We start from the raw sequence: 15,005 nt of genomic DNA, 5'->3' as shown, positions 1-15,005 counted from the left end.
TACGCTTTTTTACCATCGATAAGGCGTCATCCCGCCTGGGAAATAGTGCGGTGACATCCATTGTCCTACTGACGAATACGGCATATGGCAGTGTGATGGACATGGCATTGGGCATGGTGGCGGACATGGTGGTGGACAGCAACATGGGTCCATTTGCCAATTTGGCATCATAACTGGTTGTGCATGACAACCACAGGGCTGTTCCATTTCCGGCATTTGCTGATATTCAGGGCTCATAGGGAAGAATGGAGATGTACTAGATTCTAAGAAATCCCCAGCAACTTTTTCGCATCCCATTTCACATGATGGTTGCTCCGGCATTGTATAAGCCTCAACTTGCGGTTGCATTGGCATCGGCCAATACATATGATGATGCACGGGCTGATGGCAGCTTGCACAATGTGGTACTGCTGGCATTTGTGGCATGATAAAAATCGGTTGCGGCATTGGTGCTGGTGGTGGCGCCGGTTGGGCTATAGGCTGTGGTTGTGGTTGAATTTGAATTGGAGATACAGTTTGCTCTACACTTGGCATGACAACTTGTTGATTCCAGCTAAGCTCAACTGGAGCTGGCTGAGGCATCGGCATTGGCATTGGCATTGGATAAGGAAATGGAATCATCTGTGGTTCTGGCATTGGTGGTGGTGGTACAATGATTGGAGGTGGCGTTGGTCTTTGAACTTCTTTTTCTTTAACGTGCCTTGTAGGTGACTCCTTGTGCATATGTTCTTTGTGCATGTGTTCCTTATGCCCCTCTTTATGTGATTCCCTATGTCCTTCTCTATGGCCTTCTCTATGTCCCCCCTCTCTATGGCCTTCTCTATGCATTTTTTCAGGTAGGATAATTTCCATGCCCGGTACAATATAATCTGGATTAGCAAGATGAGCATTAAGCCGCTTTAAATCTTCAAACGAAACTCCGTACTCTTTCGCAATCTTCCACAACGTGTCTCCCTTTTGGACTATATGAATACGCAATTTTTTCCTCCCTTCCTCTCTCCGTATCATATGTTCAATGTTTCATTTGGATACAAAAATTTCACGCATGTGGAAATGCTTCATGGTACACTAGTTTTTAAGGAAAACTGCTTCCTTTATTACAGGCAGAGGTGATCTCTTATGAAAAAAATGTTAGGCGAAGAACGCCGACTGCAACTCCTAGCACAACTAAAAAAAAGCACAGCACCTATAACAGGGACGGACCTAGCTAAATTCGCTAATGTTTCTAGACAAGTCATTGTCAATGATATGACATTATTAAAGGCTAGAAATGAACCTATTATTGCAACTAGCCAAGGATATCTTTATATGCATCAGGAACAATTACATCAAACTGTTGAACGTGCAATTCCTTGCTTCCACACTGCAGAGGATGCTGAAGACGAACTTATAACAATAGTTGATTGCGGTGGTACAGTAAAAAATGTTATTGTTGAACACCCAATTTATGGGGAAATTACCGCATCCATTATGGTTTCTAACCGTCATGAAGTAAAAAGATTTATTCAGCGTGTCAACGAAACACAGGCTAGTTATTTATCCGAACTAACAGGTGGTACACATCTTCATGTTATTTCTGCTCCTTCTGTGGAAATTTTAGATTTAATTGAACTAACTTTACAAAAAAAGGGCTATTTAGTTGTAGATCAATAAATGAACAAATTTGCTTCAATAACGTGGAAAATCAAATAATTGACTAAAAGCTGCTAGCCTTCACGGAGACTTGCAGTTTTTTTATAGAAAACATACGTAAATGTTTAGGGCTTTTAGTGATATTTACCACAAAAAATATGATGTATAGTTATTTCATTTGTTCCTTATTTATGGCCCCTCTTCAAGAATTGGTAGTGAAATTTATTATAAAGTATGACCGTATATATTAGTTGATTGGAATGGCGACTGGGCGATTAGTGTCACAAATTGGCCCTGGACCAAAGCAGCTGAATTACTGTTTCATTTTCCGTAAAAAAAGCTATCCACATCAATTGGATAGCTTCAAAGTTAGAGAAATCTTTTTCGTTGCGATGGTGTTGGCAATAAACATACTTCTTTCCGTCCAAAAAGACGATATCTATTTTTAGCAAATAATCGATACATTTTATTTCGTATAAATGAAGGAATCATGACGAAAATATAACAAACAGGCCAAAAACTATCTAATCTCCTACAGATTTTAAGTGCTGCTGCGGATTCAAAATATACCTTTCCATGCTCAATTAATATGACACTATCAATATTTTCTGGTACTTCGTATTGTACAAGTAATGCCTGCCCAGCATCGCTTTGGATGGATGCAAATTGAAAATACGCTGCCTGATCATATTTGATAATAAATTGCACACTACTATCACAAAAATTGCATACTCCGTCAAACAAAATAATCCCACCCACAACGATTCCTCCTAGCCACTTTTATTACTCGTCCGATGTTAGATAAGTAAAGTATGTACCAAGTGACTTCACCTTGCAACCAAGTGCAGCTAGTTCTTCCATCGCCCCACGCATCATAGGCTCCTTTTCATCAGCTAATACATCAATCATAAAGAAATAATCACCTAAGCCCGTTTTTAATGGTCGTGATTCGATTTTACTTAAATTTAGCTGTCGCCATGCAAATACTGATAATACTTGATGTAATGCCCCTGAACGGTCCGTTGGCAATGTAATCATGAAAGTTGTCTTCGCCTGCCCATCAGATAATTCTTGTGGCAATCGTCTATTTTGCTTTGATAATACAAAGAAGCGTGTATGGTTAAAATGGAAATCATGAATATCAGGTTGAACAATTTCTAAGCCATATTTAACTGCTGCCGCTGCATTTCCAACTGCCGCAATGCACTCGTTTGGATTTTCGGATACAAATTTTGCAGCAGCTGCTGTTGATGTCGTTTGATGTAACGGGACATGGCTGAAACGATAAAATAAGTATTTATGACATTGAGCTAGAGCATGTGGATGTGAATAAACACCGGTAATCGATTCCCAATTGTCCTTTTGCGCTTTATTGACCATTAAATGTTGTTGTATTTTTAATAGAAGCTCACCTGTAACGTATAGGGTTGCCTCATGGAATAGATAATCGAGCGTTAGCGATACAGATCCTTCTAAAGCATTTTCTAGTGGTACAACTGCTAAATCTACCTTCCCCTCAGCTACTGCCTCAATACATTCTGGAATTGTAGAACAAGAGACAAGCCACTCATTCGGAAAGGTTGCCTTTGTTGCTAAGTATGTAAATGATGCCTCCGGTCCTAAATATCCAATTCGTTTTTCCCATTGTTGCTCTGTCATTACTTCTACCTCCTTCACTACAACTTGTAGCTTTTGATTTTATATTAAAATGGCTCATCACCATAACGTGGTGTTGATTTCCGTTCCGACTACGCGCTTTGCCGCTGAGGCTCCGCTTTCGCACAGAGCAAAGCTTCCTGGGGCGTCGGGGCAACAGATTTTTTTTGCGCGAAAGCGTAGTGTTAACGAAGCGTCAGCGGCAGGATGTTTTTTGCGCGAAAGCGTAGTGTTAACGAAGCGGCAGCGGCAGGATGTTGGCCACGAAGGCGTTATCACAGGACGTGATGGTTTTAGCCTTCGTTCCTCTATTGCTGGTCCCCAAGGAGTCGCGCAGTATCCTCTCCAATCAACTTATATACATGACAACGTTCTAACAAATGTTATCCTCAACTTCTTTTTAAATTTCACTAATGTAAAAATTTAGAATTTTTAGTTTCCGAAAGCTCCTTTTATTCTACATCAAATGTCGGTAAGGCATAATATGAAGCTTCCCAACCATTATGGAATCTCTCTTTATGACGTTCTATCCATTACTTTCCTTTCTATGAATTTTCTCTTTTGTTATAGAATAAGGAGCTGTCCCATGAAGCGATATTTTTGCATCACATGGGACTGCTCCTTTTGAGCTTATTTACATTCTGTCAAAAATTCAAGCTTGCTTTTAGTCATTACAATGCACCAGAACTAATTACTTCCGCTGACTCTACAAAATCTAGACGTTTGAGTTGCTGTATTAAATCATCAAGGTCGCATGTCATACTAGTTACATCCAATGACAATGTAACATTAGCTCGTCCTTGAATCGGTATTGTTTGATGGATAGTCAGTACATTGCAATGCGTAATTGTCACTGTTTCTAAAAGCTTTGCAAGTGTTCCTTTACGGTCCTGAAGCTGTACAAAGACTGTTAAAATGCGTTCCTGCACAATTGAGTGAAAAGGAAATACAGCATCACGATATTTGTAAAACGCACTACGCGATAAATCCACCTGCTTTACCGCATCCCAAATGGAAGATACCGAACCACTTGACAGTAAGTGTTTCGCTTCCAAAGTTTTTTGCATAGCATCCGTTAAAACATCTTCACGAACTAAATAATATCGCTGATTCGCAACATTCTTCATACGCTTCCCCCTAAAACTCTTGTCTTAATCGATAAATTCAAATTCAAACTCTTGCAGACGAACTACATCGCCATCTTGCGCTCCGCGTTCGCGTAGAGCTTCATCCACGCCCATTGCACGCAATTGACGAGCAAAACGGCGAATACCATCTTCACGGCTAAAGTCAGTCATTTTAAATAGGCGTTCAATTGCGTAACCACTAATGATAAATGTGCCATCATCATCACGTGTAATTTCGAAATCTTCACCTTTTGCTTCATGTTTATACATTACCGTTGCGTCTGATTCCTCTTCTAAATCATCAAATAGAAGGAATTCAGGCGTTACTTCTAGTAAATCGGCAATAGCAAATAGTAACTCTTTTAAACCTTGACGTGAAACAGCTGATATTGGGAAAATTTGAACGTCTTCTCCCACTTTTTTGCGGAATTCCTCTAAGTTTTCTTCTGCATCTGGCATATCCATTTTATTGGCAACAATAATTTGTGGACGCTCAGTTAAACGAAGATTATATTGCTTTAGCTCTTCATTAATCGTTAAATAATCCTCGTACGGATCACGGCCTTCCATTCCAGACATATCAATTACATGGACAATAACACGTGTACGTTCAATATGTCGTAAAAACTGATGACCTAAGCCTACCCCTTGGTGTGCTCCTTCAATAAGACCAGGTAAATCAGCCATCGCGAAGCTTCGATGATCGTCTGTTTCAATCATCCCTAAATTCGGGACAATTGTTGTAAAATGATATGCACCAATTTTTGGTTTCGCAGCAGAAACAACAGATAAAAGCGTTGATTTACCAACACTTGGGAAACCTACTAGTCCAACATCTGCTAAAACTTTTAACTCTAATATAACATTTAATTCTTGTCCTGGCTCACCTTTTTCAGAAAGTTCTGGTGCTGGATTTGCCGGTGTTGCGAAGCGTGAATTTCCTCGGCCACCTCGGCCAGATTTTGCGATAATCGCTTGTTGACCGTGCTCGACTAAATCGGCAATAACAGCGCCTGTTTCTTCGTTCATTACGACTGTGCCTGGTGGTACTTTAACGATTAAATCGTCTGCACGTTTACCATGCATTCCTTTACTCATACCATGCTCACCACGGTCAGCCTTAAAATGGCGTTTATAGCGGAAATCCATTAATGTTCGTAAGCCTTCTTCAACTTCAAATACTACGTTACCGCCATGTCCGCCGTCACCACCAGCTGGACCACCATTCGGTACATATTTTTCTCGGCGGAAGGCAACCATTCCGTCCCCGCCGTCGCCACCTTTTACATAAATCTTAACGTGATCGACAAACATTTAGTTCACTCCCTATTTGCTTTCAATACATATTGCCAGCACGAATTCGTCTGTTCAATTGTTTGAATGTCTAATTGTTTCAAACCTTTTTCGGTGAATGCATCAGCACTCCATAGCCCATTTAGCGTGAATGTCACGGCAAATGTATGATCGTCAACACGTACATCGAGCGCTAAGCTCTGCTCTGTAAATGGATCTAATGTATCATAAACATGCATAACTGTTTTGTTTAAATAGTCTACAACATCCGAATCAATAGTATTTGTGACAGGCTTTTTTATCTCACCGCTTAGCTTCATTGGTAATGAAGGGTAGCGCCAGCCTCCTGTTTGCAGCCATTCTATTGTCCGTGGTAATTGTAGACGATTAAGGATAGAAAGCACATGTAATTGCTCTGAATACTCTTGAATTAGTTTTTTTGATTCATCAATTCTACCTAAATCTAGATTCATGCGAATAAGCTGAAGCTGATTCACATAATCATGATTTGCAAAACGTAATACTTCACTAATGGTTAGTGATTGATTGTTCATCCCATTCACTCCAATAAAGTTATCCTTACTAGTATAACAAGTTTTGCTGTATTTTTCCCTTAATTCTTCAATCAATTATGCCTCGGCATAATTGCGTCCGGAATCGGCATTGTGCTTAGGCCTGCAGATGTTTATTGCGCGAAAGCGTAGCGCCAGCGGCAGATGTTTATTGTGCGAAAGCGCAGTGCTAACGTAGCGGCAGCAACAGATGTTTATTGCGCGAAGCGTAATGCTAACGTAGCGGCAGCAGCACGATGTTGGTCACTCAGTCGTGTGTTGTTGCTGTCGCTGCGCTTTCGCACAGATAAATTGCCACAGGACGTGGCGTTCTTAGACTGAGTTCCTCTATTTCAGCGGATGTTTGGACACGCGCTGTAAAATAAAAGTGATTTTAAACGGCATTCATAGACTTCTGTACCTGTCGCTACGCATTCGGTACAAAAGACACTTGTAGCTGACGCTTTGCTTTCGCTACAGAAAATAATTGCTGAAAGAAGTTACAATTTAGCCAAAAAAAGGACTGCAATAAATGCAGTCCTCCGCTTTATGTTATCTTATAAAAGATTAAGCTTCTTGTGTTGCTGGGTATACAGATACTTGTTTGCGATCGCGACCTAAGCGTTCGAATTTAACAACGCCGTCAACTTTAGCAAATAATGTATCGTCACCACCACGACCTACGTTTGTACCTGGGTAAATTTTTGTACCGCGTTGACGGTAAAGAATTGAACCACCAGTTACGAATTGGCCATCAGCACGTTTAGCACCAAGTCGTTTTGACTCAGAGTCACGTCCGTTTTTAGTAGAACCTACACCTTTTTTAGATGCAAAAAGTTGAAGGTCTAATGCTAATAATAATTTCATCGTGTTCCACCTCCTACTTGGTTGTAGTTGATTTGGATGTATTGTCCGTAATTTTGCACCATAGAATACACTTGGGCAGTCATTACTTGGACAATTAACTGTAGTTTTGCATCAATCTCAGGCTCTATATCTGATGGCAAATCTACCTTAAGATAGCCTCCACCTTCAGCAGCTTGTTCGACTTCTGGCTGTAATTGTAATAGTGCATAAATAGCATTCACCGTACCTATGGCAATGGTAGATGCTCCTGCACATACTAAATCCTTACCAGATTCATCGTATTCAGCATGTCCTGAAAATTCGAATGCTGACACATGTCTATTTTCATCGTGATGAATCGTAACTTGTATCATTCGTTACACCTCACAATTAAGCGTTGATAGCTTCAACAACTAATTTTGTGTAAGGTTGACGGTGACCTTGTTTACGACGGTAGTTCTTTTTAGCTTTCAATTTGAAAACAACGATTTTTTTCGCACGGCCTTCTTTAACAACTTTAGCTGTTACAGTAGCGCCTTCTACTAATGGAGCTCCAACTTTAACGTTTTCGCCACCAACGAATAAAACTTTATCGAAAGTTACAACCTCGTCAGCTTCTACACCTAATTTTTCAATATAGATTTCTTGACCAGCTTCTACTTTGATTTGTTTACCACCAGTTTCAATAATTGCGTACATTTTACTGCACCTCCTCATAGACTCAGACTCGCCTGTTTATAAAGGTGATCATACGATACTTAAACCTTTCCAGTGCGGTTGTAGTAGCACAGGTGCTACAAACAATAACATTAAAATATTACCACACGATTTATTTTAAGTCAATCTATTCATTACATATTTCTCAAATGCTAAACGATATTTTCGATAATTCCATTCCTTTAACACTTGAAGCCATATAAATAAACATAAAATTGCTAAAAAAATAGATTGTGGGAGATAACATAAAGTTATCAAGAATAGTATAAAGGCAATTATAAGAGAAAGCCAGTAGTAATATTCCAATGCACGAACACTTGGATAGAATAAAAATAAGCACGCTAAAAATATTCTGCCACCGTCCAACGGAATAATTGGTAAAACATTGATGGCTAATAGCACAAGTTGCACATTAATAAGTTTAGTAGCAAGCAGTTCTGGCATAAAAAAAGCGAGGCCAATCCCTAATATTGTAGCGATTGGTCCCCCTAAGGCAATCCAAAGGAGTGACGTTGCAGGCACAACCGCTGGATTTTCAAATTCTATTTCCCCTCCGTAAGGTGTAATAACACATGATTTCACCTTAACACCACACAGCATTGCCGTTAACATATGACCCGCCTCATGCCATAATAACGAAGATAAAATAATGGCGTAATAAGCAATTTGGCCAGTAAAAATCATTAAAAATACGAGAGGGATACATAGAAGATGCAGTTTAATTTTCATTGGACGCCGCTGTTTCAAGCCACTGTACAATCTGTTCTAAATTATATTGGGTCTTATCTTTTTCAATCGAGATATAGAGTTGTCCCGCCTCTTTCATGCCGATTAAATCGTTTGCCTGCACCGTTGTATATGGGAGTTGTGCTAAACTATCCAGCATGCCATAGGATACTGTTGTACCATCATCATAGCTTATCGTCATTGTTTTACCAGTATATTTTGTATGACCGGTAAAAACGACAAGACCATTCTTTCCTGCATAAACCGGTAGGCCCATGTCATATTGCATTAAAAAGCCTTCCTTAAAAACTTGCGCATTGGCAAATGATAATAGTTCAGTTTGCCCAACATCACTCGATACCAAAATTGTTGTATCCTCTTTATTTAGCCAGCTTTGTCCGAGCTCACTTAAATAGGTTAAATCTGCTGATGTTGTAACAAGTTTTCGCACCGGTGTTTCCAATACACCTCGATCCTCTAAACGAATTACGAGCATAATTGCAGCCACAAGCAGTATTGTGACCAACCATTTCCATTTTTTAAACAAGCCCTCATCCTTTTTTCACACTATATGAGGTTGCATGTCCATTCATGCACAAGAAAAAAACCTTCTCGCACTGAAGTGACCCCTAAAAGTTAGACACGGTTATTTCATTAGGCAGCTTGGGTAAAATGAGTTCGGTATTGTACCGGACTCGTTTTTAATTTTGCCTTGATCCGTTTCGTATTATAGTAATTTATATATTTTTCTAATTCTATTTTAAAATGCTCTATACTTTCAAATTCTCTCATGTAAAGGAATTCAGATTTCATAATTCCAAAGAAATTCTCCATGACAGAGTTGTCGTAACAGTTTCCTTTACGAGACATACTTTGAACAATCCCTCTTGATTCTAAGGCGCGACGATATTTATTCATTTGATAATGCCAGCCTTGATCGGAATGCATGAGTAACTGGTGGTGCTCAGGTAAACGTTCGAACGCTTTGTCCAACATATCTGAAACAAGTGAATAGGTTGGTCTAGAGCCAATTGTATACGTGATAATTTCCCCGTTAAATAAATCTAAAACTGGCGATAAATAAAGTTTCTCACCGAACAATTTAAATTCTGTAATGTCTGTTACCCATTTTTCATTTGGGGCATCTGCTTTAAAATTGCGGTCTAAAATATTTGGCGCAATTTTACCAACGTTTCCTTTATAGGATTTATATTTTTTCATACGTACAACACACTTTAAACCCAGTTCTTTCATGATACGTTGCACTTTTTTATGATTCACTTTTTGCCCACGATTCGCTAGCTCGTCACGAATACGGCGATAGCCATAACGCCCTTCATGTTCTTCATAAATCGCCTTAATTTCCTCTTTTAAATCGGCATCTAAATCTGGTCGATTCATACGTTTTACTAAATCATAGTACGTACTTCGTGGAATGCCAGCGAATTTTACGAGTGCTTTCACCGGATATTTATGCCTTAATTCATAGACTACTTGCGCTTTGTCCTGTTTGGTGATTTTTCTTTGTTTTGAACTAAGGCATTCAACTTTTTTAAATACTCATTTTCCATTTCTAGTTGTTTAATACGTGCTTCAAGTGCTTCGGTAGAGCCTTCAACTGGTGCTTGTTTCGATTGTTTATTAAATTCTTTTTTCATGGATGGACGCCCCTTTTTCTTTGATTGAAGGGCATCTAATCCTTGAATTTCATATTGCTTTCTCCAAACACTAATTGTTGAAGGGGCAGGTATCTTAAAAATCGCTGCCGTTTCGTTTAAGGACGTACCATTTTCAATCATAAAATTTAGTACATCCATTTTAAACTCTAGTGTGTAATTTGTATATGGCTGAATAAAAGCTTCAACACCATTGTATTCATATTGCTTAACCCATTTAAGGATTGCTTTATTATCAGTCTCCATAGATTTAGCTATATCATAGGAACTTTCCTTTCCATTTAAGTAACGCTCAACAGCTTGTAATTTATCTTTGGCAGTATATTTTTTGACCATACAAAAACTGCACCTCCAATTGTTAGATGTGTCTAACAATTGGGGCGCAGTTCATACAAATGCACGAAAAGGCTGATGATTATTTAGTAAATAACGCTTTTAGTTTTGAAAATACACCTCTATGTTCATCTTCAATTGCCATAAGTGGCACAGACTCGCCAAGTATTCGACGAGCAATATTACGATAGCCTAGAGATGCTTTATTAGTAGGATCCATTACTACTGGTTCACCTTTATTGGATGATGAAATAACACCTTCATTATCTACGATGATCCCTAATAAATCGATAGACAAATGTGTCGTAATTTCATTAACATCCAACGTATCACCGCTTTTCATCATATGCTGGCGAATGCGGTTAATAATTAGTTTAGGAGCAGAAATTTCTTCCTGTTCGAGTAAGCCAATAATTCGATCTGCATCACGCACGGCAGAGATTTCTGGTGTTGTTACAACAATTGCATGATCTGCACCAGCGACAGCATTGCGATATCCTTGCTCAATGCCAGCTGGACAGTCTATTAAAACATAATCATAGTCTCTTTTTAATTCTTCTACTAAGCTCTTCATCTGCTCAGGTTTAACAGCATTTTTATCTGTCGTCTGAGCAGCAGGTAATAAAAATAGTTTCTCATCTACACGTTTATCCTTTATTAACGCTTGATGAATCTTACAGCGCCCTTCAACAACGTCTACTAAATCATAAATAATCCGATTTTCAAGACCTAAAATTACGTCTAAATTCCGTAGTCCAATATCAGTATCTACTAAACATACTTTTTTACCTTGTAGAGCCAATGCAGTTCCAAGGTTAGCCGTTGTCGTTGTTTTTCCGACACCGCCTTTACCTGAAGTTATGACGATCGCTTCTCCCACACTAGCTACCTCCCTTAGACACATTTAATAATGGTCGAATATTTTTTAACGCGTGAACTTGATCGTACGTAATGCGCCCATCATAGCCAATAAATGCACAAGTCATCTCTTCATGTTTAATTGCTTTTACATGTTCGTCCGACATTGCCTGAACTTGATCAGCAATCATGATATGTGTGGCTTCAAATAGAGATGCTGCAATGATTGCCTCCTTATTACCATGAACACCAGCATGTGCAATTCCCTTAAGTTTACCTAGAACATACACATTGCCACCCGCTTCTACACGTCCGTTCGGATTGACATTCCCTACGATAATAATATCTCCCGGCGAACGCAGAACTTGACCCGATCTGACCACACCAATATATGTATCTTGTTGACTTTCAATCCTTTTCTGGTTGCTCTCATGGGCAGTCAGTACTTCACTTTGCACCTTTGAAACGATTAGTTGCTCTGTTTCCTGAACAATTTTAATAAGCTCTTTGATTTGTTCATCAGAACAGTATCGATAGCCCAAATATAATTGTACATCTACTTTACTATCGATACCGCTTTCTGACACTTTCTTTTTAAGCTCTTCTACTAAATCGACATACGCACATTGATCGTCTAAACGAAGAACAAATCCATCCTTTGTTCCCTTCATATTAACTAACTGTTTTTTCATGAATGCCTCACCCCACGTTGCTCTTTGTTAAGAAACTTCACGTGCTCTCTGCAAGACACGCGCATTAATTAGATACTTGAAGGCCCAACCAAGGATCATTAAAAATAGTGCATTAGCGATGATCGTTGGCAGCAGTCGTGAACGTAAGAAATCCGATAATGGAATCGTTGTAAAGTCGATAAGATAGAAGAATTGATAGAGTATAAATTCTAAAATTGCTACTAAAACAACTGAAATCGTCGTTGTCACAACTAAGTGCTGATGAATAACTTTCACAATAGACCCTGCTAAAAAACAAATAAGCGGAAACAGTACTGAATATAATCCAATAATATCAATGTAAAACACATCATACAAGACACCAAAAAAAAGTCCATACATTACCGCTCGTTGACGGCTGTAATAGATGGATATAAATATTAAATATAAGATTAAAAATCTCGGCACTAAATAAAAGATTTGCCCTTTCACTTCAATCGGTGAAAACATAGCAAACTCGGGTTCTACTAAAAATAGTAAAACTGCCACAGCAGGGATGAGAAACCGAACCATTATTCCGCCTCCTCTTTACCCTTTTGTGGATGTGTTAAATCCTCGTTCGATGTATTACCATCAGATCCATCTATTGTAGTAGCGGAACGTTTAGCAATAACAACATAGTCTAAAATTGAAATATCAGCAGATGGTTTTACATAGGCCATTTTTGTTAAGCCATGATCATCTGTACTTACTTCAGTTATTTCTCCGATTGGCACATTTTTAGGGAAAATACCGCCAAGTCCTGATGAAACTACTTGCTGACCTTTTTTAACTGTTACTCTTGAATCGATTCGCTTCATGATGAGTTCATTACGCTCTTTATCATAGCCCTCGATTAAACCGTATGCTTGTTTATCTCCTTGAACCATCGCAGAAACACGATAGTTTGGATTATTTGTATATAAAAGCTCTACCTCAGAGGTGAAAGGTGTCACTAAAGTAACTTTACCGACTAACCCTTTTGCTGTCATAACTGCCATATTTTTTTCTACACCGTGAGAAGATCCTTTATCTAAAATGATCTTTTCTTCCCACTGGTCAGGATTTCTAGCGATAACTGTGGCATGAATCGGATCATAAGCTTTTAAGCTTTCCGATTTGTCCATGAGCTCTTGAAACTTTTTAATATCAGATTTCAAGTCCGATGCCTCAGCTTGTACAGCTGCATATTCATCTAAGCGTGCTTTTAAACGTTTGTTTTCTTCGTACGTGTTTAAGAGGGAATCAATATTATTAATAACACCAGTAATATAATTCGCCGGCTTCGCAACAATAGATTGTGCGACGCCGACAGTGTCTTTAATAATTTGTTCTGGTAAAGTTGCATTCGTCCGTTCACGTAATGAGAAGCTAATCAATGCCACAAGAAAAACCATGCCTATGAGCAGCAAAATTAATTTCTTATTGAAAAAAAAATGTGGCATTGCCTAAACCTCCTTACCCTTTAACTTGTTGTGCACGAATTAAATCAATATGTTCTAGAGACTTACCTGTACCAATAGCAACGCAGTCCAGTGGATCTTCTGCGATAAATACTGGCATATTAGTTTCTTGGCTAATAACTTTGTCTAAATTCGTTAATAGCGCACCACCACCTGTTAGTACAATTCCGCGTTCCATTACGTCTGCAGATAATTCTGGAGGTGTTTGTTCAAGCGTTTTTCGAACACCATCAATAATAGATGCTACCGCTTCACGTAAAGATTCAGAAATCTCTTGTGAAGAAATTTCGATTGTTTTTGGTAAACCTGTTAAAAGGTCACGTCCTCTAATTTCCATTCTTTCTTCTGGACCCTCAGCCAACGCTGTACCAATTTCCATTTTTACTGCTTCCGCAGTACGTTCACCAATTGTTAAGTTATATGTTTTACGAATATACGAAATGATGGATTGGTCCATTGCATCACCGCCAACACGCACGGATTCACTTGTCACAATACCACCTAATGAAATAACCGCTACCTCAGTTGTACCACCACCGATATCAACGACCATTGACCCTGTTGGATCCCATACTGGTAAGCTCGAACCGATCGCTGCTGCAAATGGCTCTTCAATTGTAAATGCTTCTTTAGCACCTGCTTGGCGAGCAGCATCAATAACCGCACGTTGTTCAACCGATGTAATACCGTAAGGCACACAAATCATAACATTCGGCTTTTTCCAATTACCACCAGAATTTTTACAAGCTTCTTTTAAATAGTATTCTATCATTGCTGTAGTAATATCAAAATCAGCAATAACGCCATCTTTCATAGGACGGATTGCTACGATTGAGCCAGGTGTACGACCAATCATATTTTTAGCATCATTACCAACTGCAACAATATCTCCAGTTTTTGTATTTTTCGCTACAACTGAAGGTTCGCGTAAAACGATTCCCTTCCCTTTAATAAACACTAATGTATTCGCTGTGCCAAGGTCAATCCCGACATCTTTACTTCCTAATCCAAACAAATTGTGAACTCCCTTTCTATTTAAGCCATACTTTCGTTGACATCATATACCCCGGCGCGTTAAACCCCGAGGCTTTATCTTCATTCACTCGGTGTTAGACACCTACTGAAAAAAAAACTACACACTCATTTATCTCACACCCGATGGAGTGAGAGTCTTTTTCTGAACAAAAATAAAATCATACCTTTCATTATAACGGAAAAACGCAAGAATTTGTAGTGTCACATACCTCTTCTCGCGGAAAAGATACTATTTTATTTCCCTCCTAAACAAAAATAGTACGTATAGATTAGCATATAATTTTTATTCTTGTAAGACAACGTGTAATTGCCTACCAATTTTTGTGAATATAATAGACATTTCTACGAATACAATAACGATTTCTATAAAAAAAGGTTCACA

At 38.8% G+C, this 15,005-nt stretch carries 19 protein-coding genes and 1 other annotated feature; of the genes, 2 read left to right on the top strand and 17 right to left on the bottom strand.

Translation table 11 applies throughout. From position 1 onward, the window contains the following. Positions 1-9: 9 nt before the first annotated feature. On the bottom strand, positions 10-978 hold the full coding sequence (locus ACZ11_RS27345) for a LysM peptidoglycan-binding domain-containing protein (RefSeq protein ID WP_049667671.1): 969 nt from the start codon (positions 976-978) through the stop codon (positions 10-12). Between the two features lie 141 nt (positions 979-1,119). Here ACZ11_RS27345 and ACZ11_RS16775 point away from each other — a divergent pair, with 141 nt between their 5' ends. Then, the gene (locus ACZ11_RS16775) at positions 1,120-1,653 is read left to right on the top strand and encodes a transcription repressor NadR (protein WP_049667670.1); all 534 of its coding nucleotides are present in this window, start codon (positions 1,120-1,122) and stop codon (positions 1,651-1,653) included. A gap of 348 nt (positions 1,654-2,001) precedes the next feature. Here ACZ11_RS16775 and ACZ11_RS16770 read toward each other — a convergent pair whose 3' ends face one another. Both ACZ11_RS16770 and pheA read right to left on the bottom strand, forming a co-directional pair. Then, positions 2,002-2,391, bottom strand: a complete 390-nt coding sequence (locus ACZ11_RS16770) for a thiol-disulfide oxidoreductase DCC family protein (RefSeq protein WP_049667669.1) — start codon at positions 2,389-2,391, stop codon at positions 2,002-2,004. A gap of 24 nt (positions 2,392-2,415) precedes the next feature. Further along, positions 2,416-3,291, bottom strand: coding sequence for a prephenate dehydratase (pheA, locus tag ACZ11_RS16765; protein WP_049667668.1), 876 nt, complete (start codon positions 3,289-3,291; stop codon positions 2,416-2,418). Between the two features lie 211 nt (positions 3,292-3,502). On the opposite strand from pheA, the gene ACZ11_RS25930 reads away from it, so the two are divergent. Next, positions 3,503-3,715: a hypothetical protein gene (locus tag ACZ11_RS25930; protein WP_134008780.1), complete on the top strand. Its 213-nt coding sequence runs from the start codon at positions 3,503-3,505 to the stop codon at positions 3,713-3,715. Between the two features lie 244 nt (positions 3,716-3,959). On the opposite strand, the gene ACZ11_RS16755 is transcribed toward ACZ11_RS25930, so the two are convergent. From ACZ11_RS16755 to ACZ11_RS16685, 14 genes are all read right to left on the bottom strand, one after another. Further along, positions 3,960-4,415: an ACT domain-containing protein gene (locus tag ACZ11_RS16755; RefSeq protein ID WP_049667666.1), complete on the bottom strand. Its 456-nt coding sequence runs from the start codon at positions 4,413-4,415 to the stop codon at positions 3,960-3,962. 24 nt (positions 4,416-4,439) lie between these two features. Then, complete coding sequence (gene obgE, locus ACZ11_RS16750) at positions 4,440-5,729, bottom strand: GTPase ObgE (RefSeq protein WP_049667665.1); 1,290 nt, start codon at positions 5,727-5,729, stop codon at positions 4,440-4,442. Between the two features lie 5 nt (positions 5,730-5,734). Then, the gene (locus ACZ11_RS16745) at positions 5,735-6,262 is read right to left on the bottom strand and encodes a Spo0B domain-containing protein (protein WP_049667664.1); all 528 of its coding nucleotides are present in this window, start codon (positions 6,260-6,262) and stop codon (positions 5,735-5,737) included. 564 nt (positions 6,263-6,826) lie between these two features. After that, the gene (gene rpmA, locus ACZ11_RS16740) at positions 6,827-7,126 is read right to left on the bottom strand and encodes a 50S ribosomal protein L27 (RefSeq protein WP_024363181.1); all 300 of its coding nucleotides are present in this window, start codon (positions 7,124-7,126) and stop codon (positions 6,827-6,829) included. Continuing rightward, the gene (locus ACZ11_RS16735; protein WP_049667663.1) at positions 7,123-7,479 is read right to left on the bottom strand and encodes a ribosomal-processing cysteine protease Prp; all 357 of its coding nucleotides are present in this window, start codon (positions 7,477-7,479) and stop codon (positions 7,123-7,125) included. The genes rpmA and ACZ11_RS16735 overlap by 4 nt, the downstream gene beginning before the upstream one ends. A 16-nt stretch (positions 7,480-7,495) precedes the next feature. After that, positions 7,496-7,804 (bottom strand): 50S ribosomal protein L21, encoded by a 309-nt coding sequence (gene rplU, locus ACZ11_RS16730; protein ID WP_049667662.1) that lies wholly within the window; start codon positions 7,802-7,804, stop codon positions 7,496-7,498. Between the two features lie 14 nt (positions 7,805-7,818). Next, positions 7,819-7,894: a sequence feature (ribosomal protein L21 leader region), on the bottom strand. A 45-nt stretch (positions 7,895-7,939) separates the two neighbouring features. Next, a complete protein-coding gene (locus ACZ11_RS16725) occupies positions 7,940-8,551 on the bottom strand; it encodes a site-2 protease family protein (RefSeq protein ID WP_049667661.1) in 612 nt (203 codons plus the stop codon). Then, positions 8,541-9,095: a M23 family metallopeptidase gene (locus ACZ11_RS16720; protein ID WP_049667660.1), complete on the bottom strand. Its 555-nt coding sequence runs from the start codon at positions 9,093-9,095 to the stop codon at positions 8,541-8,543. The genes ACZ11_RS16725 and ACZ11_RS16720 overlap by 11 nt, the downstream gene beginning before the upstream one ends. Positions 9,096-9,202: 107 nt before the next feature. After that, positions 9,203-10,560, bottom strand: a protein-coding gene (locus tag ACZ11_RS25325; protein ID WP_134008815.1) for an IS3 family transposase whose coding sequence is annotated in 2 segments (ribosomal slippage) — positions 9,203-10,089 and positions 10,089-10,560 — 1,359 coding nt in all. Because the reading frame shifts where the segments join, the coding sequence is not laid out codon by codon here. A gap of 79 nt (positions 10,561-10,639) precedes the next feature. Next, positions 10,640-11,437, bottom strand: a complete 798-nt coding sequence (gene minD / locus ACZ11_RS16705) for a septum site-determining protein MinD (protein ID WP_049667659.1) — start codon at positions 11,435-11,437, stop codon at positions 10,640-10,642. Position 11,438: 1 nt separating this feature from the next. Continuing rightward, entirely contained in the window at positions 11,439-12,107 is a 669-nt protein-coding gene (minC, locus tag ACZ11_RS16700; protein WP_049667658.1) for a septum site-determining protein MinC, read from the bottom strand. A gap of 27 nt (positions 12,108-12,134) precedes the next feature. Further along, the gene (gene mreD / locus ACZ11_RS16695) at positions 12,135-12,659 is read right to left on the bottom strand and encodes a rod shape-determining protein MreD (RefSeq protein ID WP_049667657.1); all 525 of its coding nucleotides are present in this window, start codon (positions 12,657-12,659) and stop codon (positions 12,135-12,137) included. Then, a complete protein-coding gene (gene mreC / locus ACZ11_RS16690; protein ID WP_049667656.1) occupies positions 12,659-13,570 on the bottom strand; it encodes a rod shape-determining protein MreC in 912 nt (303 codons plus the stop codon). Before mreC ends, mreD begins: the two co-directional genes overlap by 1 nt. 13 nt (positions 13,571-13,583) lie before the next feature. Beyond that, positions 13,584-14,603, bottom strand: coding sequence for a rod shape-determining protein (locus ACZ11_RS16685; RefSeq protein WP_049667655.1), 1,020 nt, complete (start codon positions 14,601-14,603; stop codon positions 13,584-13,586). Positions 14,604-15,005: the final 402 nt, after the last annotated feature.

This window comes from Lysinibacillus xylanilyticus (genome assembly GCF_001183605.1).
GTDB classification, from domain to species: domain Bacteria; phylum Bacillota; class Bacilli; order Bacillales_A; family Planococcaceae; genus Lysinibacillus; species Lysinibacillus xylanilyticus.
The sequence above is the reverse complement of the archived record's forward strand: the minus strand, read 5'-3'. Positions and strand labels throughout refer to the sequence as shown.